18 protein-coding genes are annotated in these 22,009 nt (G+C 72.7%); 7 read left to right on the forward strand and 11 right to left on the reverse strand.

Annotation, left to right across the window (positions count from 1 at the left end; genetic code table 11):
* Positions 1 to 36: 36 nt before the first annotated feature.
* The gene (locus tag AXF14_RS11260) at positions 37 to 288 is read right to left on the reverse strand and encodes a toxin (protein WP_211260089.1); all 252 of its coding nucleotides are present in this window, start codon (positions 286 to 288) and stop codon (positions 37 to 39) included.
* Entirely contained in the window at positions 285 to 530 is a 246-nt protein-coding gene (locus AXF14_RS11265; RefSeq protein ID WP_067943282.1) for a ribbon-helix-helix protein, CopG family, read from the reverse strand. Before AXF14_RS11265 ends, AXF14_RS11260 begins: the two co-directional genes overlap by 4 nt.
* 542 nt (positions 531 to 1,072) lie before the next feature.
* On the opposite strand from AXF14_RS11265, the gene AXF14_RS11270 reads away from it, so the two are divergent.
* A complete protein-coding gene (locus AXF14_RS11270; RefSeq protein WP_067943284.1) occupies positions 1,073 to 2,644 on the forward strand; it encodes an ATP-binding cassette domain-containing protein in 1,572 nt (523 codons plus the stop codon).
* Between the two features lie 14 nt (positions 2,645 to 2,658).
* On the forward strand, positions 2,659 to 3,765 hold the full coding sequence (locus AXF14_RS11275) for a GNAT family N-acetyltransferase (RefSeq protein WP_067943286.1): 1,107 nt from the start codon (positions 2,659 to 2,661) through the stop codon (positions 3,763 to 3,765).
* Here AXF14_RS11275 and AXF14_RS11280 read toward each other — a convergent pair.
* The 5 genes from AXF14_RS11280 to AXF14_RS11300 form a co-directional block, all read right to left on the reverse strand.
* Positions 3,743 to 5,011 carry an MFS transporter gene (locus tag AXF14_RS11280; RefSeq protein WP_335338928.1) on the reverse strand — a complete coding sequence of 423 codons (1,269 nt, stop codon included), beginning with the start codon at positions 5,009 to 5,011 and terminating at the stop codon, positions 3,743 to 3,745. The genes AXF14_RS11275 and AXF14_RS11280 overlap by 23 nt on opposite strands.
* 221 nt (positions 5,012 to 5,232) lie before the next feature.
* On the reverse strand, positions 5,233 to 7,020 hold the full coding sequence (locus AXF14_RS11285; RefSeq protein WP_084355539.1) for an ABC transporter ATP-binding protein: 1,788 nt from the start codon (positions 7,018 to 7,020) through the stop codon (positions 5,233 to 5,235).
* Positions 7,021 to 7,259: 239 nt separating this feature from the next.
* On the reverse strand, positions 7,260 to 8,183 hold the full coding sequence (locus tag AXF14_RS11290; RefSeq protein WP_236755623.1) for a polysaccharide deacetylase family protein: 924 nt from the start codon (positions 8,181 to 8,183) through the stop codon (positions 7,260 to 7,262).
* Between the two features lie 67 nt (positions 8,184 to 8,250).
* Complete coding sequence (locus AXF14_RS11295; RefSeq protein WP_067943292.1) at positions 8,251 to 9,477, reverse strand: multidrug effflux MFS transporter; 1,227 nt, start codon at positions 9,475 to 9,477, stop codon at positions 8,251 to 8,253.
* Between the two features lie 104 nt (positions 9,478 to 9,581).
* Positions 9,582 to 10,691, reverse strand: a complete 1,110-nt coding sequence (locus AXF14_RS11300; protein ID WP_067943294.1) for a site-2 protease family protein — start codon at positions 10,689 to 10,691, stop codon at positions 9,582 to 9,584.
* A gap of 102 nt (positions 10,692 to 10,793) precedes the next feature.
* On the opposite strand from AXF14_RS11300, the gene AXF14_RS11305 reads away from it, so the two are divergent.
* From AXF14_RS11305 to AXF14_RS11320, 4 genes are all read left to right on the forward strand, one after another.
* On the forward strand, positions 10,794 to 11,690 hold the full coding sequence (locus AXF14_RS11305) for a RecB family exonuclease (protein ID WP_236755624.1): 897 nt from the start codon (positions 10,794 to 10,796) through the stop codon (positions 11,688 to 11,690).
* Between the two features lie 437 nt (positions 11,691 to 12,127).
* Positions 12,128 to 13,261: a YeeE/YedE family protein gene (locus AXF14_RS11310; RefSeq protein WP_067943296.1), complete on the forward strand. Its 1,134-nt coding sequence runs from the start codon at positions 12,128 to 12,130 to the stop codon at positions 13,259 to 13,261.
* A gap of 113 nt (positions 13,262 to 13,374) precedes the next feature.
* Positions 13,375 to 13,596, forward strand: coding sequence for a sulfurtransferase TusA family protein (locus tag AXF14_RS11315; RefSeq protein WP_067943298.1), 222 nt, complete (start codon positions 13,375 to 13,377; stop codon positions 13,594 to 13,596).
* 171 nt (positions 13,597 to 13,767) lie between these two features.
* Positions 13,768 to 14,745: an aldo/keto reductase gene (locus AXF14_RS11320; RefSeq protein ID WP_067943300.1), complete on the forward strand. Its 978-nt coding sequence runs from the start codon at positions 13,768 to 13,770 to the stop codon at positions 14,743 to 14,745.
* 166 nt (positions 14,746 to 14,911) lie between these two features.
* Here the strand turns inward: AXF14_RS11320 and AXF14_RS11325 are convergent, their stop codons facing one another.
* The 3 genes from AXF14_RS11325 to AXF14_RS11335 form a co-directional block, all read right to left on the reverse strand.
* On the reverse strand, positions 14,912 to 15,223 hold the full coding sequence (locus AXF14_RS11325; protein WP_067943303.1) for a DNA primase: 312 nt from the start codon (positions 15,221 to 15,223) through the stop codon (positions 14,912 to 14,914).
* A 153-nt stretch (positions 15,224 to 15,376) separates the two neighbouring features.
* Positions 15,377 to 16,471 carry an NAD(P)/FAD-dependent oxidoreductase gene (locus AXF14_RS11330; protein ID WP_067943305.1) on the reverse strand — a complete coding sequence of 365 codons (1,095 nt, stop codon included), beginning with the start codon at positions 16,469 to 16,471 and terminating at the stop codon, positions 15,377 to 15,379.
* 95 nt (positions 16,472 to 16,566) lie between these two features.
* The gene (locus AXF14_RS11335) at positions 16,567 to 18,660 is read right to left on the reverse strand and encodes a M3 family metallopeptidase (protein ID WP_067943307.1); all 2,094 of its coding nucleotides are present in this window, start codon (positions 18,658 to 18,660) and stop codon (positions 16,567 to 16,569) included.
* 149 nt (positions 18,661 to 18,809) lie between these two features.
* Here AXF14_RS11335 and AXF14_RS11340 point away from each other — a divergent pair, with 149 nt between their 5' ends.
* Complete coding sequence (locus tag AXF14_RS11340) at positions 18,810 to 20,552, forward strand: pyruvate dehydrogenase (RefSeq protein WP_067943309.1); 1,743 nt, start codon at positions 18,810 to 18,812, stop codon at positions 20,550 to 20,552.
* Positions 20,553 to 20,834: 282 nt separating this feature from the next.
* On the opposite strand, the gene AXF14_RS11345 is transcribed toward AXF14_RS11340, so the two are convergent.
* Entirely contained in the window at positions 20,835 to 22,004 is a 1,170-nt protein-coding gene (locus AXF14_RS11345) for a bifunctional GNAT family N-acetyltransferase/nucleoside triphosphate pyrophosphohydrolase family protein (RefSeq protein WP_067943311.1), read from the reverse strand.
* Positions 22,005 to 22,009: the final 5 nt, after the last annotated feature.

Raw genomic sequence — 22,009 nt, forward strand, 5'->3', positions numbered from 1 at the left:
GCCCGAGGGCCCGTCCTCGTCATGGAGCCAGACCCGTTACGGCAGGAGCTCCCAGAACTGCTTGCGGGCAGGCATCGCATGGATGACGAGCTCGTTCCCGCTCTCGAAGACGAGCACCACTATCTCGAGCAACCGGCCTCGGGTATCGAAGCCCAGACGCAGCTCCCTGTGCGGCCAGTCATCAGCGTCGTCGAGGGGCTCGATCCACTGCGGCCATTCGGCCGCCTGGACGATGTCCTCGTCCGAGACTCCGTGCCTCCGGGCGCTCGAGTGGATCTTCACTGTCACGCGGCGAAGTCGGCCAAGACGCGGCGGATCGCCTCGGAACGGCTCACGTGGTCGCGTTCAGCCACTGCGTCGAGCGCAGCGACCTCGTCAGCGCTAAGCCGCACAGCGACGACTTGCATCGGTTCGGCACCCCGCCCAGGCCGTCCCCGGCCTCGGTGCTTGAGCGCCTCGACGTCGTAGCCGGCCTCAGCCTCATCGACCCAAGCCTCAATCTGCGCCTCGGTCACCTCGTCCTCAGTCATGCGAATATCGTAAACGAAAATCTGGGGCGGCCGCAGCGGCGGCCCTCGGCGACCGCGACATCGCACGGAAGCGGCCGGCGCCCGTTCTCACGTGCTTCACAGGTTGCGTCCGGGTGCCCTCCCAGGCTCAGCCGGTTACATAGTTCTTGCCGCCGGACGGAACGGGCAGCGAGGGTTGGGGAACCCGATGACCTGCCGGTCTCCGAGAGCCGCTCGGGTCTTAGGGAGCCCGAACTGTTCGCTCCGACGAAGGAGGCAGGCACCCGCCGGGTCTTATGGGAGCCCGGGGAACGCGAATCGCCTCGACGACGAAGGCCCTTGGGCCGGGAGAGACAACCGGCCCGAGGGCCCGTCCTCGTTCATGAGGCTCTCGCCGCGGGGCGGACCTCATCTGAGACCCGCACCGCCTCCTCCCCCACGGGCCTATCCTGGCGCCGTCGTCCCACCCACGGAGGTCACGTCATCATGGGCTTCGCTCCTCGCGCCTGAACTCGCCGAGAGCCCCGCGCTCCGGCACCCACTCACGCTACAGGAGCACACCCATGTCCGCACCCACCCGTCCCTCCGTCTCCCTGACCGACGTCGCCCTCGGCTTCGACCCCGACGAGCCGCCGCTGCTCGCCCACGTCACCGCCTCACTCACCGCGCGCAGCACTGGCGTCGTCGGCCGCAACGGCTCGGGCAAGTCCACGCTGCTCGCCGCCATCGCCGGCGAGTGGGCTCCGCTGTCCGGTGCCATCACGGTCGACGGCACCGTGGCCCGGCTCCGCCAGGACCTCCTCCAGGACACCACCGCCACCGTCGCGGACCTCCTCGGCATCACGCGCAGGCTCGACGCCCTGCGCCGGATCGAGGCCGGCTCCACGGAACAGGCCGACTACGACGCCGTCGGCGAGGACTGGGATGTCGAGGCGCGAGCCGAGGCGCTCATCACCCGGGCCGCCCCGTCCCTCGACCTCGACGGCGCCCTGACCCGGCCCACGGCGACGCTGTCCGGCGGGGAGCTCGTCCGCCTCGCCATGGGCGCCCTCGAGCTCACCAACGCCCGTGTGGGGCTCCTCGACGAGCCGACCAACAACCTCGACCGCGACGCACGGGCCGCCCTGGCCGAGCAGATAGCGGCGTGGCCGAGGCAGCTTCTCGTCGTCAGCCACGACGTCGGGCTCCTGCGCACCATGGACGAGATCCTCGAGGTCCATGACGGCACGGCCGAGCTCTTCGGGGGCGGCTGGGACGAGTTCGTCGAGCACCGCCGGCTCCGGGCCGAGGCGGCGCGCCGCGACGTCGACGACGCCCGCCGACGCCTGAGGAGCCAGCGCGCTGAGCTCAGCCGCATGCAGGAGCTCACCAGCCGGCAGGCTGCGAAGGACCGTCGCCACTACCGCACGCTTCCCAAGGGGCCACGGATGAGCGATCCGACGGCGAAGCGGGCGGCCGAGGCCCGCCGCGCGGGCCGCATGAAGCAGGCGTTCGCGGACCGCGCCGAGGCCGTCGTCGAGCTGGACGCCGCCCAGCGCCGCCTGCGCGACGACGACGTCATCCGCATTCCCGAGATCGACCCGCACGTCGCGCACGGGCGGCTCCTCCTCACCCTGACCAGCGGTGAGCAGACCGTCGGAGTGGCCGGCGGGGACCGGTGGGCGCTCACCGGCCCGAACGGCTGCGGCAAGACCACGATGCTGCGCCGTGCCATCGAGCAGGCGACGACGACGCGGGTCGGCTACCTCGACCAGCGCCTCGAGCTCCCCACCGGAACCGTCCACGACGTCGTGCGCACCGTCGCCCCGGAGCGGCCCGCACACGACCTGTACGGGCTGCTCGCCTCGTTCCTCCTGACCGGGGACGCGGTGCACCGCGACGTGTCCACGCTCTCCGGGGGAGAGCGCTTCCGCGTTGTCCTGGCCCGGCTGCTGCTCGCCGACCCGCCGCCGGAGGTGCTCGTCCTGGACGAGCCGACGAACAACCTCGACCTCGACTCCGTCGACCAGCTCGTCGCGGCGCTGGCCGCCTACCGGGGCGCGCTCATCGTCGTCAGCCACGACGAGGAGGTCCTCAGCCGCATGGGCATCGAGCGCCGGATCACCATGAGCGCCGACGGGCGCCTCACCTACTGAGCATGGAGGAACCAATGAAGCGCTACGGCGAAACCACCAGGCTCGTTCAGCTCGATCTCACTCGGCCAAGGGACGCGGAGAGGCTGGCTCGAGCGGATCGAGCCCTCATCGAGGAGACCGAGGGCACGGACGGTCGCCTGCCGGCGTTCAACCTGGACCAGGCGGCGCGCGGCTGGGCCGCCGTGCCCGATGGACTCGCCGTCAGCGCCTTCGTGGCAGTCGACGACGGCGGTGAGCCGGTCGGCTACTCACTGGCCATGTGGCCGGCAAACACACCGGTGGGAGCGACGTGCAGCCTCACGGTCCACGTCCAACCCTCCTGGCGACGGCGGCACATCGGCGCCGCTCTGATGCGCGCCGCGCTCGAGACCGTGCCGGACTCGTGCGGCCCCGGCGTCAGCGAGGCTCGCTTCGTCCCGGCGCCCGACGGCGTCAGGCCGACGGGCATGGCCTTCGCAGAGGTGATGGGACTGCGCTGCTCGGACGTCTCCCAGCACTACGTCCACGCCTGGCCCCAGGACCCCGACCTGCTCGACAGGCTCGACCCGACCGCTCCTGGCCCGGACGGCAGCCGAGGGCTCGGCCAGTACGTCATCCGGACGTACGTCGACGGCGTACCCGACGAGCTCGCTGCCGGGCTCGGTGTCCTCATGGGCATGGTCGACACTGAGGCGCCCACCGGCGACCGAGTCATCGAACCGCACCCGGTCAGCCCGGAGGCCTACCGGTCCGACGTCGCCCGATGCGTCGCCCTGGGCGGGCACCGCGTCGAGACCCTCGCTCTGGACGAGGAGCGTGTCGTCGCCTTCAACGCCCTGGAGGTCCCCGCGGACGCGGACGACCGCCTCCTCGTCCGCGACACGCTCGTCGAGCGGGGACATCGCGTCCGTCGGCTCGGCCTGGCCGTCAAGGTGGCGGGCGAGCGCGCACTCCTGGCCATGGACCTGCCCCAGCGCAGCATCCGCACTCGCACCTCGGACACGAACTCGCCGATGCGCCGACTCAACGAGAGGCTCGGGTTCGTCCCGCTGTTCACTCAGGCCGAGCTGGACGGGCGCGTCGTCGAGGCGCGGGACCACGCCCACCATGCGCTCGGGACTACGCCGGCCTCCGGCCGGTGAGGGCGACGAAGCCGATGGCGGCCGCGAGCGTGAGCCCGGGCCAGACGATGAGCGGCGCGGCCAAGCCGACGACGTCGCCGAGCCATCCGCCGAGGAACGCCGCGACCGGCACGGAGCCCATGGTGAGTGTCCGGCTGGCCGCGGCGGTCCTGCCGAGGACCGCGGGATCGACGGCGGTCGCGAGGTAGGAGCCCGCAGCGATGTTCGTGACGGTCAGCGTCACGGACCACAGCGCCGAGAAGACGATCATGAGCACCGCACCCGCACCGGGAAGCAGGAGGGAGGCGAGCGGCAGCGCGGCGACGAACGCCTGGACCATCGCTCCGACGGCGAAGATGCGCCGCGCCTCCACAGCGCGGACGATCCGTGGTGCGACCGCCGCCGCAACGAGGCCGGAGACGGCGCCGACGGTGCCGAGTCCACCCCAGTAGGCCGCGCCGAGCTCGAGTCGCCGAAGGACCAGAACGGCCTCGACGGAGTCGCCGATGGCCAGCCCCATGTTTCCCGCGGTCGTGAGGATGACCGAGGCGAGAAGCAGCCGGTCCGAGGTGAGCTCGTGGAACCCCGAGAACATCGAGGAACGCGTCGCCGGGGCGTCGGCCTCATCATCGTCAGGCACGTGCTTCTCGGAGTCCTCGGGCTGACGCTGCTGCGAGCGGCGCAGCCCGAGCGCCGCCACGAGTGCCAGGACGGCGAGGACGGTGGCGACGCTGAGCATCCGGTTCGCCCCGACGGCGGCGAGCAGGAGCCCGGTGGCGCCGGGGATGACGACGCCGGCGACGCGGTCGGCGGCGCTCAGGGAGGCGACGGCGGTGGCGATGCGCCCGTGGTCTGGCTCGATGAGCGGGACGGCGGAGACCTGCGCGTTCTCAGCAGCGGCCGTGAGGACTCCCAGCGCGGTGACGAGCACCATGAGCGCGGCAGGTTGCAGGGTGCCGGTCGTGAGCAGTGCGGTGGTGGCGGCGAGGATCGCGACCTTGCCCGTCAGGACGACCGGGAGGACGCGCGTGGCGCCGTGGGCGTCGACGACGCTGCCGAGGGGAACGGCGAGGAGGAGGAAGGAGATGGTGCCGAGGGCGTTGAGGAGGCCGAGCTGGGTGGTGCTCATGCCCAGGACGGTGACGGTGACGACGTCGAGGACGGTGTCGAGCATCGTGCCGGAGGCGGCGTCGAGGCCGTTGGAGGTCAGGAGTCGGGGCAGTGCGGTGGACCTGGGGCGGTGATCTGGGTGGTTGTTGTCGGGCAGGGGTGGTGCTGTCGGGGCACGGTGGTACTCGCGTTTCTGACGGTGGGATGGAGCGGGGGCTCCGGGTGGTGGCGAGGTACAGACGACGGGCCCCGGCGGCTCTCATGCCGTCCGGGGTGTCACGGTGTCTGCGTGTCCCTGTCAGTTGCGCGGGACGAAGGCGTGTGCCACGACCCTCCTCGTTGCGTCAGCTCAGTGCGATGCCTGCACTGTATCGCGCGTCATTCGCTCATACCCGTCTCGGCCTCGGCGGCGTCCTCGGCGAAGATCTCGCGGAAGCGCCCCGGAGCCGCGAGGAGCTCGGCGTAGGTGCCCTCCTCGACCAGGCGCCCGCCGTCGAGGACGACGATGCGGTCCATCGCGCGCAGGCTGGAGGCCCGGTGGGAGACGACGAGGGTGATCCGCCCGGCGCGGTCCCGTCCGAGGTCGTCGAGGATCTCGCGCTCGGTCTCGGCGTCGACGGCGCTCGTGGGTTCGTCGAGCACCCAGATGGGCGCGTCGCGCAGGGCGATGCGGGCCAGGGCGAGGCGCTGCCACTGGCCGCCGGACAGGCCGACGCCGTCGAACTGGGCGCCGAGCTGGGTGTCCAGCCCTTCCGGCATGGCCTCGACGGCCTCGCGCAGGCGGGCGGCGTCGAGCGCGGCCCAGATCCGCTCGTCGGGGACGTCGGTCTCGGTCGTGCCGAGCTCGACGGCCTGGCGGACGGTGAGCTCGTAGCGGCCGAACTCCTGCGAGAGCGCGCCGAAGAGCGCGAGTCGCTCGGCCTCGGGCAGGTCGGTGAGCGGCCGGTCGTCGACGGCGACCGCCCCGCCGTCGGGCGTGAGCACACCCATGAGGAGGCGGACGAGCGTGGTCTTGCCGGCTCCGTTGGCTCCGACGACGCCGACCATCTCGCCGCGCCGCACGGTGACGCTCACGCCGTCGACGGCGGGGCGGGCCCCGTGCGGGTAGGTCACGGTGAGCCCGGTGCCGGACAGGACGTCGACGCGTCCGGGTCGAGCCGACTCGACGACGGCGTCGCTCCGGCCACGCCCGCCGCGGTCCAGCCGGGTCTCGACGAAGTCCCGGTACGCCGCGATCGCCGGGGTCGAGGAGATGACGACGCCCGTCGTGTAGGCGGCGTCCGAGGTCGCGGCCATGCCGGACAGGATCGCGACGGCACCGGCTGCCAGCGTGCCGGCCGAGGCAGCCGGGGTCGTCACCAGCAGCTCCAAGGCACCGGCGAGCATGAGCGCGGAGACGACGCCGGCGCCGGTGATCCACCACGCGCCGTCCACCATGACACGGACGAAGGCGTCCGCGGCACCCTTGATCCGCCCTACGGCGAGGTCGGCCATCTTCCAGCCCGTGCCCAGCGCCGCGAGCTCCGAGGCGGGCCGCTCGTAGGTGAGCTGCTCGAGGTAGTACGCGGCGTAGCGGTTGTGCTCGGACGACGCCGGGAAGCCCTTCTCCTCGATGCTCGCGACCTTCGTGTACGCGGCTAGCACGGGCAGGGAGGCGAGCGCGATAAGCAGGGCGGCCGGCACGGAGTACGGGGCGAGGGCGATGAGCAGGAACACCGCGGAGAGCACCGCACGCAACGAGTTGATGACGTAGGGCGCCTGGAGGGAGACGTACGCGCGGATGGACTCCGCGGCGGTGCGCGCCCGGGAGGCGAGCTCGGCGTCCATGAGCTCGGCCGGGGTGGCACGGGCCATGGCGTGAGCGAGGTCGGTCTCGCACGCCTGCCTCACGCGCCGCGTGAGGACCTGGCTCGTGGTCATGGCGACCTGGTTGACGGCCCGGTTCAGGCCGAAGACGAGGGCCGCCGCTGCGAGCACGGCGACGACCGAGCCGGTGAGGCGGCCGCCCGAGCGCAGGCCGGCGTCGACCAGGCGGTCGATGAGCACGACCTGGAGGGCGGGGCCGGCGGCGTCGAGGACCACGGCGGCGAGCTGGGCGAGCACGAGTGCGGGTGCCGCGCGCCAGGCCAGGCGCAACGACCACCACGAGGTGCGAAGGACATTCATGAAAGGGATCTCCGGCCGCGGCGCAGCACGCCCGGCGCTGGTGGAAGGGACAGCAGGACTCGACTGGTGCAGAGGCTGTGCCCGCCCTGACGCCACGTGGTCGCGGGCTCAGTGCGGGTACGTGGCGTCGTGGTCGAGGCCGATCGCGCGCTGCAGGTCAGGCGAGGGCCATGTCCGGGTGCTCCTTCGGGATCCATGTGCGCGCACCGGGGAGGTGCGGCGCGTCACACCGTAGCAGGTCAAGCACCTGCAACGGCGGATCCGGTCCCGCTCGCTCTCGCGGCGTCGGCGGCGAGCATCTGGGAGCCGGTGACGAAGCGAAGTCCCTCGGCCTTGAGGGCGGTGATGGACCGGCCGAGCGCCGCGAAGATGGCCGCGTTGGGCTGGCTGCGCCCGTCATGGCACAGGACGACGGCGCCCGCGTGGACGGTCGTGGCGAGGTCGGCGGCGTCGGCGGCGCTCGGTGCGTGACGGCTCCACAGGAGCACGTCGAGGTCGAGCTCGGCGGCCACCATGAGCGCGGGGGCGTCCACGCGCCCGTAGGGCGGCCGCCAGACCCTCGGCGTCGGCGCCCCGGCCTGCTCGATCGCGGTGATCGTCCGGGACAGCGAGCCGCGCAGCTCGTCGGCGTCGACGCCGTAGACGTCCGTGTGAACCCAGTTGTGGACGCCGACCTCGTGGCCCGCCGCGGTCTCGCTGCGCACGAGCCCGGGGTTGTCGGCCACGGCCGAGCCGAGAACGAAGAAGGTTGCCGGGACGCCGACGGCGTCGAGCATGCGCAGCGCCATGGGCGTCCAGTGACGGTCGGGGCCGTCGTCGAAGGTGATCGCGGCGAGGCCGGTGGCCGGGTCCGTCTGGAAGAGGACGCGCGCCGCGAGGCGTCCGGATCGGGACGGCTGCGGAGCGACTCGCGCCGTCGGGGACAGGTGGGTGTCGAGGTGGTGGACCGCCTCGGCGCCCGCTCCCCCGCCGACGGCGAGACCGGCGGCGGTGAGGGCGGCGCCGGCGAGTCCGTGGCGCAGCAGGCTGCGCCGGCCGGTGAGCCCCGGCTCCGGCGTCGTCCCACCGGGCGCGGGCCGGCCGGCGGGAAGCGGGTCCGGGTCGTCGTGGAAGCCCCCGGCGGCGGGGACGGCGGAGAGGTCGGAACGCTGGGACTCGTGCACGCCGTCAGGCTAGGAAGCCCACGGTTCCGCGGGATCCTCCCCGAGACTGAGCCCGCTCGCGGACCTCCTACGCCTCCGGGAGGTGTCGCTCCTCGTGCACCCGCCCGACGAGCAGGTGGCTGGCCCACGCGCCGACCACTCCCACGAGCATGACGGCGACCATGGGCACGGCCGTGCTCGAGCCGCCGGCGGAGGCGAGCGGCGCCGAGGTCCCGTTGGCGACGGCCTGGGCGACGCCGAGGAAGGCGCTCGCCACGCCGGCGACGTGGGCGACCTCGGACAGGGCCATGGCCGAGGAGTTGCCGAAGACGAAGGCCTGGGAGCCCATGAGGAGGACGAAACCGCAGCACAGCGGCACGAGCGCCACGTCCAGGACCAGGACGCTCACGGTGACGACGGCGACGCCGACCGCCGAGCCCGTCAGGCCCACGGCCATGAGACTGCGCGGGCTGCGACCGCGCACGAGGCGCGCGTTGAGGACGCTGAGCAGCATCTGGCAGCCGGCCGTCGCGCCGAAGAAGATCGAGTACGTGAGCGGGCTCAGCCCCTTGATCTCCTGGAGGACGAAGGACGACGAGGAGATGTAGGCGAACATCCCGAAACCGGAGAAGACGCTCGTGAGCATGTAGCCCAGGTAGGCTCGCTCGCCGGTGAGCTCGCGGAAGCCGTCGACGAAGCGGCGCAGGCCGCCGTCGTGCCGGGCCTCGCGCGGCAGGGACTCGGGCACGAAGATCCAGGCCATCGCCGTCATGAACAGACCGAAGGCGACGAGGCACCAGAAGACGACCCGCCAGGTCGACACCGTGAGGACGGCACCGCCGATGACGGGGGCGATCATCGGGGCGAGGGCCTGGACCGCCATGAGAATGGACATCGTCGAGGCCAGGGCGCTGCCACGCGCCAGGTCGACGAGGACGGCCCGGCCGACGACGGAGGCCGCGCCGCCGCCGAAGCCCTGGAGGACGCGGCCGAGCATGAGCACCCCGATGGTGGGCGCGAAGGCGCAGACGAGTGCGCCGAGGGTGCACACGAGGCCGCCGAGGATCATCGGGCCGCGGCGCCCGCGCTGGTCGGAGACGGCGCCGCCGACGAGCTGGCCGAGGGCCATGCCGATGAAGAAGGCGGTGAGGGTGAGGCCGACCGCGCTCGCCGAGGCGCCCAGGTCCGCCGTGACCTCAGGGAAGGCCGGGGAGTACATGTCGGTCGCGAAGGGCGGGACGGCGTTCTGGACCGCGAGGGCGACGATGAGCCCGGCAGTGACGACGGGCTCGGGGTTGCGGCGGAGGAGGCCCACGGTGCTCCTGTTCGGGACGGGACGGGGCGGGAGGAGATGGCGCGGCCGCCGGTGGGCGTACGGGCGACGGCGTCGGCAACGGGTGGGCCGAACGCCGTCGGGGCTCAGCGGGCCCCGGTGGGGACGGCACCGACGGCGCTGCCGCCCTGGGTGACGACGAGCCAGCGGGAGACGGCCCGGGCGCGCCGCATCGCCTCGGCGGCGGCCTCCCCCTGCGTCGCCGAGCTGACGGCGGCCTGCGGCAGGACCGTGCAGACGGCGCCCGCGGCGACGGCGGACTCGTCCAGGGACCCGAGCGCCGCGAGTCCGACGTCGTCGACGGTGCCGAGGAGGCGCTCGCCGTCGACGACGAGGACGAGGCCCGCCCCGGCGTCGAGACGCTCCCGGACCGCGGTGAGCGGGACGGCCGCGGGGAGGACCGCGACGGGCTGCATGAGGGTCGTGAGGTCGAGGCGCCGTGCGGCGCGCGAGCCGCCGCGGCCCAGGCCGAGGACCCGCCAGGAGGTCTGGGCGATGGGCCAGGCGACCATGACGGCGAGGATGAGTCCGAAGCCGTCGGGCCGCTGCCCGGCCAGGACGAGGGGCTCGAGCACCCAGTGCCAGGCGACACCGACGACGACGAGCAGCCCGCCGACCGCGGCGGTGCGCAGCCCCCAGGTGGCGCTCCCGGTCACCTGCTCGACGAGCGCCGCGAGGGCGTGGCCGCCGTCGAGGGGCAGTCCGGGCAGGGCGTTGAAGACGGCGAGCGCGAGGTTGACCCAGCCGACCGCCCAGATCGTGAAGGCCGCCTCGTAGGGCAGCGAGGCGGACGCGTCGACGAGGCGGCGGAGGAGGAACCAGAGCAGGAGGTTCGTGGCGGGGCCGGCCAGCGACGTGAGGACGTCCTTCCAGGGTCGCCACCCGCGGGCGGGCCCGAAGGTGGTCTGACCGCCCCAAAGGTAGAGCTCGTAGCGGACGGGGCGCCGTCCCAGGGCGGTGCCCGTGAGCCCGTGGGCGAGCTCGTGGAGCATGACGCTCACCGCGACGCCGAGGACGGTGCCGAGCACGACGAGGAGGACGGTGGCCAGGCCGGCGCCGATGAGGCTGGACTGGACGAGCGGGAACCAGCTCGCGGCGATGATGAGGCCCAGGATCGCGGAGGTCGGGGCGACGACGACGGGCGCGCCGCCGATCCTCCCCAGGACCCAGCCCTGCTGCGCGTTCGTCGATGGCATGCGGGGAGCCTATCGGGCGCTGCTGTCCGTCCCCTGTGGCGGGGCGCGCACCCTGTGGAGACCTTCGGCACGGTGTCGTACCCCCGCGGTAGGTTCCGGGACGTGAGTGAGAACGAGCAGATCCGGCCGACCGGTCCCGGCGCGAGCGCGCCCCGGCGCAAGGGCTCGCGCAAGCGGGCGGCGCTGTCGCCGTCGCGCGCGAAGGACTTCCAGCAGTGCCCCCTCATGTTCCGCCTGCGGACCGTCGACCACCTCCCCGAGCCCGGTTCGCTCGCCACGCACAAGGGCACGATCGTCCACGGGGTCCTCGAGCGCCTCTACGACCTGCCGGCGCGTGATCGCACCCGTGACGCCGCCGTCGCGATGCTCCCCGCGCAGTGGGAGGCGCACAAGGCCAAGAGCCCGGAGGTGCTCACCCTCTTCGAGGACGAGTCGCGGATCGATCCCTGGCTCGACGAGGCCCGCGAGCTCATCAAGGCGTACTTCCGGATGGAGAATCCCGCCCGCCTCGAGCCCGCCGAGCGCGAGCTCTTCGTGCAGACGGAGACGGCCGGCGGGCTGCTCCTGCGCGGCTTCGTCGACCGTCTCGACGTCGCCCCCGACGGCGCGATGCGCGTCGTCGACTACAAGACGGGCCGCTCGCCGAGCCCGCGCTTCGTCGAGGAGGCTCTGTTCCAGATGCGCTTCTACGGGCTGGTCCTGTGGCGCCTTCGCGGCGAGGCCCCGCGCCGCCTCCAGCTCGTCTACCTCAAGGACGGCCGCACGCTGACGCACGACCCGCGCCTGCCGGAGCTCGAGGCCGTGGAGAACAAGGTCGAGCGGATCTGGGACGACGTCGAGGACTGCGCGGCCTCGGGTGAGTTCGCGCCGCACCGCACCCGTCTGTGCGACTGGTGCGCCTTCCAGGCCCAGTGCCCGCTCTTCGGGGGCGAGCCCCCGGAGCTCCCGGCCGACGGCCTCGAGCAGCTGCTCACGGCCCGCCGGGCCCCGGCGGCATGATCCCCGTCTCAGAGGACGGCCGGTTCTCGCCAGACCTTCCGGATCACGTTTAGGTTACGAGCACCGAGCGGCCCACGGGCCGCCCCACGGACGGCCGCACCGCCGTCGTCCCGACACCACGGAGAACACCTCATGACCCCGTTCCAGGCCGGCACCGCCACGCAGCGCGCATCGCGCGGAGCGTGTCGCTGTATGCGCCGCCTGGCTCGGGCGATCTGAGGCGGAGCAGACAGAGCAGCTCCTCCCTCCCGGCCGTCGGCGTCGACCCGCACGGGTCGACGACGCCGCACGACCACGCCCGGCCAGGCGAACCCCCACCCCACCACCCCGTTCCACGCGGGTGCGGGGCGGAGCGCGCCCCCAGCGAACGCCGTCTCCCCCGCGTCCCGAGCAAGGCCCCACCGCATCCTGCGGCAGAGGGCCGGACCAGGACACCCATGATCATCACCGGACTCCTCGTCGGAGCCGTCCTCGGACTCGTGCTCCAGCGCGGCCGCTTCTGCATCACCGGCGCCTACCGGGACCTGTGGGTCTCGCACTCCTGGCGCTGGTTCACCGCCTTCCTCCTCGCGATCGCGGTCCAGGCCGTCGGCGTCGCCCTCCTCACGGCGACCGGGGTCATCACACCCGAGATCCCGACGCTCAACGTCTTCGCGGTCGTCGTCGGGTCCTTCCTCTTCGGAGTCGGGATCGTCCTGGCCGGCGGCTGCGCCACCGGCACCTACTACCGCGCCGGAGAGGGGCTCGTCGGGTCCTGGTTCGCGCTCATCGCCTACGCCGGAGCGGCCGCCGCCTCCAAGACCGGCGTCCTCGCACCGCTCACCGACTGGGCGAAGTCCGTCTGGAGCACCAGCCTCACCACGATCCCGGCCACGGTCGGCCTGCCCGACTGGACCGGCGTGGCCCTCCTCGCCGTCATCGTGGCGGCGCTCGTCCGCTGGCAGCGCCGCCTGGCCGAGGCCCGCCCCGTGAGCCTCCAGCTCCCCGCCGAGCGCACCGGTCTCAACCACCTCCTCTTCGAGAAGGCCTGGAACCCGCTCGTCACCGGCGTCATCGTCGGCGTCGTCGCGATCATCGCCTGGCCGACCTCCTGGGCCTCCGGACGCCACGACGGCCTCGGCATCACGACCCCGTCCTCCAACCTCGTCGGTTACGTCGTCACCGGGGACTCCACGAAGGTCGACTGGGGTGTCCTCCTCGTCCTCGGCATCCTCCTCGGCTCCTTCGTGTCCGCGAAGGCCTCGGGCGAGTTCCGCGTCCGAGTCCCCTCCGCCACCGTCATCCAGCGCTCCATCGCGGGAGGCGTCCTCATGGGAGTCGGGGCCGCCTGGGCGGGCGGCTGCTCCATCGGCAACGGCCTGGTCCAGACCTCGCTGCTGTCCTGGCAGGGCTGGCTCGCCCTCGTCTTCCAGATCGTCGGCGCCGGCGCGGCGGCCTACGTCACCATCATCCGGCCGCGCGAGCAGCGTCGTCGGGAGCGTGCGGCCGCCCGCGCGCAGGCCCTCGCCGCCCCGGCACCGGTCTCCCCCGACCAGGCGCTGTCCGCGTCCAGCCCCGCGGCCGCCCGCTGAGGCGCCGCGCAACGGTGCCGCGCGACGGCGGGACGCCGTCGCCGGCGACCGAGCGGGCCTCGTCCCCGCCGCCCCACAGCTCACCACCCACCGATCTGTACAAGGAGAACCACATGCGCACCGTCCTGGAGACCGAGGGTCTCGTCTGCCCCTTCCCCGTCGTCGAGGCCGAGGACGCCATGGCCGACCTCGAACCCGGTGACGAGCTCGTCATCGGCTTCGACTGCACCCAGGGCACCCAGTCCCTGCCCGCCTGGGCCGCCGACAACGGCTACGAGGTCACCGAGTTCACCAAGACCGGAGAGGCCTCCTGGTCCATCACCGTCCGCAAGTGACCGCGCCGACCGCCCTCGGTCGGCACCGGTGCTGAGCACCGCCCTGCGTCGACCGCCGACGGCGCGGACCCGCACCGATTCTGGACCGACCGACCCAGGTCACACCACCGCCCGGCCCGGCCCCGGGGCGCCGTCCGCGTCCCGGGGCCGGGCCCGTCTACGGTTGGCCGCATGGAGCAGCGCAGACTGGGTCGTACGGGACTCACGGTGTCTTCGGTGGGACTCGGCACGATGACCTGGGGCCGCGACACCGACGAGCTCGAGGCCCGCGACCAGCTCGACGTCTTCCTCGACGCCGGCGGCACCCTCCTCGACACCGCCGCCTCCTACTGCGAGGGCGCCTCCGAGGAGGTCATCGGCGGTCTGCTCGCCGAGCACGTCGACCGCCGCGACGTCGTCCTCGTCTCCAAGGCCGGCGTGCGCACCTGGCGCACCACCTCCCGCCCGACGACCGCCGACGCCTCCCGCGGCACCCTCCTCGACATCCTCGACGACTCCCTCGCCCGCCTGGGTACCGACCACCTCGACCTCTGGCTCGTCCAGGTGCCCGACCCGCGCACGCCCCTGGAGGAGACGGTCGACGCGCTGCGCACCGCCGTCGCCTCGGGCCGCACCCGCTACGTCGGCGTCTCCAACCACCCCGCCTGGGCCTCCGTGCGCGCCGCAGACCTCCTCGCCGAGGACCGGGGCCCCGGGATGGCCGCCGTCGAGGTCGAGCACTCCCTGCTCGCCCGCGGTGCCGAGCGCGAGGTCGTCCCCGCCGCCGGGGCCCTGGGCTTCGGCGTCATCGGCTACGCGCCGCTCGGCCGCGGAGTCCTCACCGGCAAGTACCGCTCGACGACTCCCCCGGACTCGCGCGGCGCCTCCCCGCACCTGCGCTCCTACGTCGCCCCCTACCTCGGCCAGTCCCACGAGGGGGTCGTCGAGGCCGTCGCCACGGCTGCCGCCGGTCTGGACCGCAAGCCCGTCGAGGTCGCCCTCGCCTGGGCGCGCGACGCTCCGGGGATCGCCTCGACCGTGGTCGGCGCGCGCACGCCCGCGCAGCTCCAGGGGGCGCTCGCCGCGGAGGAGCTCGTCCTGCCGGCTCAGATCCGTCGCGCCCTGTCCGAGGTGACGAACCCGTCCTTCGGCTACCCCGAGCGCTTCTGAGCGCTGTCACTCCGGCGGGCGCGCTCCGGCGACGGCGCTCGCCGGCGGGTGAGGCTCGCACCGGCACGACCTCCCGCACGACGCGGCGTGGCCCGGCACCTTGGTGGTGCCGGGCCACGCCGCGTGCTGAAGAGGGAGCCGAGCGCCTCAGCGCCCGACGGAGGACTCAGTTCTCGTCGTCGTCCTCGTAGTCGTCATCGTCGTCCTCGTCGTAGTCCTCGTCATCGTCGTCGTCATAGTCGTCATCGTCGTAGTCGTCGTCATCGTCGTCCGAGTCGTCGGTGTCGACGATGTCGAAGGGCAGCTCGATGCCGTGGGCGGTGAAGAGGGCGTCGTCGTAGGTGAAGAAGGCGTCCTGAAGGGCGTTCTCGGCGGCGACGACGGCCGGGGACAGCTCGTCCCCGGTGGCGGCCGCGTCGAGGTGCGCCTCGAAGGCGGCGATGAGTCGGTTGAGCGCGGACCGCGGGTCGTTCGTCATGTCCTCAGCCTACCGGGCCTCCGGGGCCCGTCACACCCCACCCATGGTCCCGGCCGGCCGCCCGAACGCCGAGCACGCCCGATCCGCCCCGGAACGGCGACGGCGGCCGCCCACCGGAGGTGGACGACCGCCGTCGGAGCGTTGGACGCAGGATCAGTCGGTGACGCCGAGGGTCTGGCGCATGCGCGTGTCGAAGATGTCCGCGCCCTTGATACGGGTGGCCTCCTCCGGGCCGACGACGACGCGGACGCCGTCGCGCAGCAGCTGGGCGGCGCCGCCGTCGGGGCCGAGCGGCAGGACGACCTGCTCGGGCCGCGGGGCGTAGGTCGCCTCGGAGGGCTTGCCCTCGATGAGCGAGCGGATGTTCTCCGCGACGACCGCCGCGTGGGCGCGGGCGGCGTCCGCGCGCTTGGTCTCGCGCACGTCGGTGATGTCGCCGATGGCCCACACCCTCGGGTGGTCGACGACGCGGAGCTGGTCGTCGACGCGGATCGTGCCGTCGTAGTGGCGGATGTCGTCGTAGTCGTCGCCGAGGAAGCCGGTCGCGGCGGCGGCTCCGTAGGCGCGGAACCACATGTCGGCCTCGATGGTGCGGCCGTGCTTGGTGCCGACGTGGAAGGGCGAGAGCACGCCCGGGTCCACCGGGGGCAGGGAGGTGAGGCGGTCGCCGGTGATGATCTCGACGCCCCGCTGCTGGAGCTGGAAGGCGATGGCCTCGCGGAGCTCGGGCTTGTTGCCCTTGCGCGGGAGGATCTCGTCCTCGCGCTCGAGCAGGATGACCTCGATGCCGGGGAAGGCGGAGGTGATCTCGCCGACCATCTCGATGCCGACGTCGCCGGCGCCGGTGACCAGGACGCGCTTGGCCTGCTCGAGGTTCGCGTGGGCGCGCTCGATACGGGCCTTGGCGATCACCGAGGAGGACTCGAGGTGCTTGGCGGGGAACGGGTAGGCGGTGCCCGTGGCGAGGACGAGGTAGTCGGCCTCGATCGCGCCCTCACCCGCGACGTGGACGGTGGTGCCGTCCACGGCGAGGGCGGTGCCGTGCACGACGCGCCCGTTGGCGAGGAGGTTGTCGTAGGGCAGGAAGATCCTCTCCGCCCACTCGCGGTCGACCGTGGCGCGCAGGGCCGCGGCGTGGTTGACGAAGGTGTCCTTCTGCTCGACGAGGGTGACCTCGGCGACGTCGTCGAGGGCCTTGGCGACCGTGATGCCGCCGTACCCGCCTCCGACGATGGTGACGCGAGCCATGGGTATCCTTCCTTCCGGTGCTGGGTAGGCGTCGCCGCGCGTGCGGCGGCGCCCGCTGGTGGTGAGTCTAGGGGGTCTCCGGCGCTGCGCGGGGCTCACGCCAGGCCGCGGCGGCGCAGGAGCGGGCCGATCTCGGGGTCGCGCCCGGTGAAGGCGCGGTAGGACTCGGCGGGGTCGCGGGAGTCGCCGCGGGAGAGGAACTCGCGGCGGAAGCGCTCGCCGGCCTCGCGGTTGAGGCCCAGGTCCCCGTCCTTCGCGCCCTCGCCGTCGGTGCGGAACCACTCGGTGGCGTCGGCGTCCATGACCTCGGACCAGATGTAGGCGTAGTAGGCCGCGGAGTAGCCGCCGGCGAAGGCGTGCTGGAAGTAGGTCGTGCGGTAGCGCGGCGGGACGAGGGCGTCGTCGATGCCCTCCTCGGCGAGTGCGGCGTGCTCGAAGGCCTCGACCTGCTCCGGGTCGGTGGGGACGTCCTCGGGCGCGAGGGTGTGCCAGTGCTGGTCGATGAGGGTGGCGCCGAGGTACTCGGTGGTGGCGTAGCCCTGCCCGAAGGCGCCCTGGCTGCGGAGCTGCTCGGCGATCTCCGCCGGGAGCGGCTCGCCGGTGTCGACGTGCTTGGCGTAGGAGGCGAGGACCTCCGGGTGCAGGGCCCACTGCTCGTTGAACTGCGAGGGGAACTCGACGACGTCGCGCGGCACGGAGGTGCCGGACTCGCTCGGCCAGCGGGTGTCGGCGAACAGCCCGTGAAGGGCGTGCCCGAACTCGTGGAAGGCGGTGATGACGTTGTCCCAGGTCAGCAGCGTCGGGCCGGACTCCGGCTTGATGATGTTGAGGCAGTTGATGATGACGGGGCGGCGGCCGAGCAGGTGGGACTGGTCGACGAGGTTGTTCATCCAGGCGCCGCCCTCCTTGCCCTTGCGCGCGTAGTAGTCGCCGACGAAGAGGCCGAGCAGGGGCGCGTCGGCGCCGGTCTCCTCCGAGCCGCCGTCACGGACCTCCCAGACGCGCATGTCGGGGTCGTACATGTGCTTGGCGAGGTCGGGGCGCTCATGGAAGGTGAGGCCGTAGAGGCGGTTCGCCGCCATGAAGACGCCGTCCTCGACGACCCGGGAGAGCTCGAGGTAGGGCGCGAGGACCGCGTCGTCGACGCCGAAGCGCTCCTTGCGCTCCGCCTCCTCGTAGCGGCTCCAGTCGGCGGCGCCGAACTCCTCACCGGGGAGGGTCGCCGGATCGGCGGCCATGCGGGCGGCGTAGACCCGGGCGTCGCGGCGGGCGTTGGCCATGGCGGGCGCGGTGAGCTGGCCGAGCATGGCGGTGACCGCCGGGGTGGTCCGCGCGGCGGACTCGGAGGCGACGAGGGCGGCGTGGTGCTCGTAGCCGAGGAGGCGGGCGCGCTCGGCGCGCAGGGCGACCTCCTCCAGAATGAGCGCGCGGGTGTCGTGCTCGCCGGAGAGGTTGCGGCCCTTGGCGCGGTCCAGGAGGGCGACGCGGGCCTCGTGCGGGACGGTGGTGGCGAGGTCCGGCGTCTGGGTGAAGTTGGCGACGTCGGCCTCGTGCATGGCGTCGGCGATGCGCGTGCCGACCTTCGTGGAGAGCGTCGTGAGGCGGGCGTTGATCTCCCGGAGGCGGTCGGCGTCCGCGCCGGTGAGGGCGACGCCCTGGCGCTCGAAGTCCTCGACGGCGAGCCGGATGAGGCGGGCGGTCTCGGAGTCGACGACGGCGCCGTCGGCGTCGACGGGGTCCGTGCCGGCGTCACGCGCGGCGGAGACGAGGTCGTCGAGCTCCTTGAAACGGCGGTAGACCCGCGGGTCGAGGCGGTAGGCGTCGTAGTGGGCGGACAGGTCCGGGCCGAGGCGCTCCTCGAGCTCGTCGAGGTCGGGGCAGTCCGTCGTCGAGGTCAAGGAGTACAGGACCGTGAGGGCGCGCTCGAGCAGCTCGCCGGCGCGCTGGACAGGCTCGATCGTGTTCGCGATGGTCGGGCGCTCGGCGCTGGTGGCGACGGCCTCCCACTGGGCGCGCTGCTCGGCCATGCCGGCGCGGACGGCGGGCTCGATGTCCTCGTGGCGGACGGCGGTGAAGTCGGGCAGACCGAGGTCGAGGGACCAGGGGCGGGCGAGGCTGTTCGAGTCGGGCAGGGACTCAGGGGCCGGGGCGCCGCCGGCGGTGGCGGACGTGTCGGGGGTAACGCTCATGGGCCACATCGTGCCACGTGGGACGTTCCATCCTTCACATCAGGGCTCCTCCTATAGGTCCTCGGTCCTAGATGCTCGTAGCCTTATGACCATCGAGGCGCACACGGGCCCGCCCGGCGCCGCTCCCCCACCCACCAAGGAAGAAGCGCATGAACGTAGCCGAACAGCTCGTCGCCCAGCTCGTCGACGCCGGGGTCCACCGGATCTACGGCATCGTCGGCGACTCGCTCAACCCGATCGTCGACGCCGTCCGCAAGACCGGAGGCAGCGCGAAGGGGGGCATCGACTGGGTCCATGTGCGCCACGAGGAGGGCGCGGCCCTCGCCGCCGCCGCCGAGGCCCAGCTGACCGGCGAGCTCGCCGTCTGCGCCGGCTCCTGCGGCCCGGGCAACCTCCACCTCATCAACGGTCTCTACGACGCCCAGCGCTCCGGCGCCCCCGTCCTCGCGATCGCCTCGCACATCCCGAGCGTCCAGATCGGTGAGTCCTACTTCCAGGAGACCCACCCGGACCGCCTCTTCAACGAGTGCTCCGTGTACTCCGAGCTCATCTCCACCCCGGACCAGGCCCCTCGCGTCGTCAACTCCGCGATCCGCCACGCCGTCGCCCTCGAGGGCGTGTCCGTCGTCACCCTGCCCGGCGATGTCTCCCACGAGAAGGCCACCGCGCCGACGCCGGAGTACTCCCCCGCGCGCCGCGCCAACCTCACGCCCAACCCGGCGGACGTCGAGGAGGTCGTGAACGTCCTCAACGCCGCCAAGAAGGTCGCGATCTTCGCCGGCGCCGGCGTCAAGGGCGCCCACGACGAGGTCATCGCCTTCGCCGACGCGCTCAAGGCCCCCATCGGCCACTCCCTGCGCGGCAAGGACTTCATCCAGTACGACAACCCCTTCGACGTCGGCATGACGGGCCTGCTCGGCTACGGCGCCGCCGCCGAGGGCATGAAGGACGCCGACATCCTCATCCTGCTCGGCACGGACTTCCCCTACGACCAGTTCCTCCCGGACACGACGACCATCCAGGTGGACAACCGCGCCGAGAAGCTGGGCCGCCGCACGGACGTCTCCTACGCGATCCACGCGGACGTCATCCCGTTCATCGAGGCCGTCCTGCCGCGTCTCAAGGGCCGCCGCTCGGACAAGTTCCTCAAGGACACGATCAAGCGCCACGCCAAGATCATGAAGGCGCCGGTCGGCTCCTACACGCGCAACGCGGAGAAGTTCAAACCGATCCACCCCGAGTACGCCGCGCACCTGCTCAACGAGCTGGCCGACAAGGACGCGATCTTCACCGCGGACACCGGCATGTGCAACGTGTGGACCGCCCGCTACATCGACCCGCTGGGCTCGCGCCGCCTCATCGGCTCCTTCCTGCACGGCACGATGGCGAACGCCCTCCCGCACGCGATCGGCGCGCAGGTCGCGTACCCGAACCGCCAGGTCATCTCCGTGTCCGGCGACGGCGGTCTGTCGATGCTCCTCGGCGAGCTCGTCACGGCCCGCATGCACAACCTGCCGCTCAAGGTCATCACCTTCAACAACTCGACGCTCGGCATGGTCAAGCTCGAGATGCTGGTCGACGGCCTGCCGGACTTCGGCACGAACGTCCACGACGTCAACTACGCGGGCGTCGCGGAGGCCATCGGCTTCCACGCCGAGCGCGTCGACGACCCGAAGAAGCTCAAGAAGGCCCTCGAGAAGGCCCTCGCCTTCGACGGCCCGGCGCTCGTCGAGATCATCACCGACCCGAACGCCCTGTCCCTGCCGCCGGAGATCACCGGTGAGCAGATGCTCGGCTTTGCCACGGCCATGAGCAAGATCGTGCTCAACCGCGGCGCCGGCGAGGCGGTCTCCATGGCCACCTCGAACATGCGCAACATCCCGCGCTTCTGACGCGGGCAGCCGGGCGGCCGGGAGCGGCCGGCCCGGGCAGACGACGGCGGGGCGTCCTCCTTCGGGAGGGCGCCCCGCCGTCGTGCTGCTGCCGCCCGACTGCCTTGGCTCGCCCGCTGCGCGCCCTGAGCTTGTGCCCCGTCGGCGCTTCTACGACACGAAACCTGTCTCAGAAGCGCCGATACATCACAGGATGTCCCGATCTCGACGTCAGGATGTCCCGATCTCGCGGGGCGCGCGGTTCTCCGGGGGGGGGGGGGATGGGGGCCGGTCGTCCGCGGGTCAGTCTGCGAGGCCGAGGACGCCGACGACGTCGGGGCGGAAGTAGCCGGGGCCCTTGAGGACCTTGCCGTCCTCGCGGTAGATCGGCTTCCCGTCCTCCCCCAGCTTCGACATGTTCGAGCGCTGCACCTCGGTGAGGACCGCCGCCAGGTCGATGCCGGTCTCCAGGGCCATGCCGTAGATGACGTAGACGAGGTCCGCCAGGGCGTCGGCGGTCTCGACGACGTCGCGCGCGCCGTCGTCGGCGGCCACGGCCCGCTGGAAGGCGCCCTCGACCTCGGCTCGGGCGGCAGCGCCGTAGACGGAGCCGACGAGCTCGCCGAACTCCTCGGCAATGAGGCTCATGCGCATGCCGAGGCTGGTGCGGTCCAGGCTCGGGCCGTCGGTCTGGACGGGCAGGCCGTAGACGTGGTGGAAGCGGCGGACGAGGGCCTCGGGGTCGTCGCCCTCGCGCTGGCCGACGCCGTCGTGCGCGACGAGCGGGGTGTCCGCGCCCGCCGTGTGGGCGGAGCCGTTGCCGCGGCCGGTCGGGTCGGCGGAGGCGGGCGACGGGCCGTCCCAGGGGGCGCGGGGCTCGCGGGGCTCGCCGCGCAGGATCGACGCGGTCCACTCGTCGTAGACGCGCCCCTTCTGGACGAAGGCGCATCGCCGCAGTCCCTCCTTGACGAACCCGAGGCGCCAGGCGACGCGCCACGAGGCCCAGTTCGGGACGCCGTCCTCGATGAGGCACGCCCAGCCGACGGCGGGGAGCGCCAGGGGGCCCGAAGGATCGAAGGCGACGTCGAGCAGGGCGTTCACGGCACGGTGGAGGGTGCCGCGTCCGCGACAGTCAGGCGCAATGGCGAAGCCGAGCTCGCCGCGCCGCACGTCTGTCAGTCGGAGGTCAACCGTTCCCGCGTAGGTCGACGCGCCATCCGGTGCGATCTCCCGGATTGCCCAGGTGAGGTCTGCCCCGTCCGCCCAACCCTGTGCAACGACGTTCTCGACGAAGGAGACCGCGTCCTCACGCGCGTAGGGCGAGGGCACGCTCGTCCACCGCTGGATGTCCGGGTCCTGGCAGATCTCCGCGATGCGATCGACGTCGTCTGCCGTCGGGACGGACAGGAGGAGCTCGGGCAGGGCGCGGCCGTCGTGCTCGGCGGCGGGGACGCGGATCTCGAAGGGCTGCATGCCGC

Source organism: Actinomyces radicidentis (assembly GCF_001553565.1).
GTDB classification, from domain to species: Bacteria; Actinomycetota; Actinomycetes; order Actinomycetales; family Actinomycetaceae; genus Actinomyces; species Actinomyces radicidentis.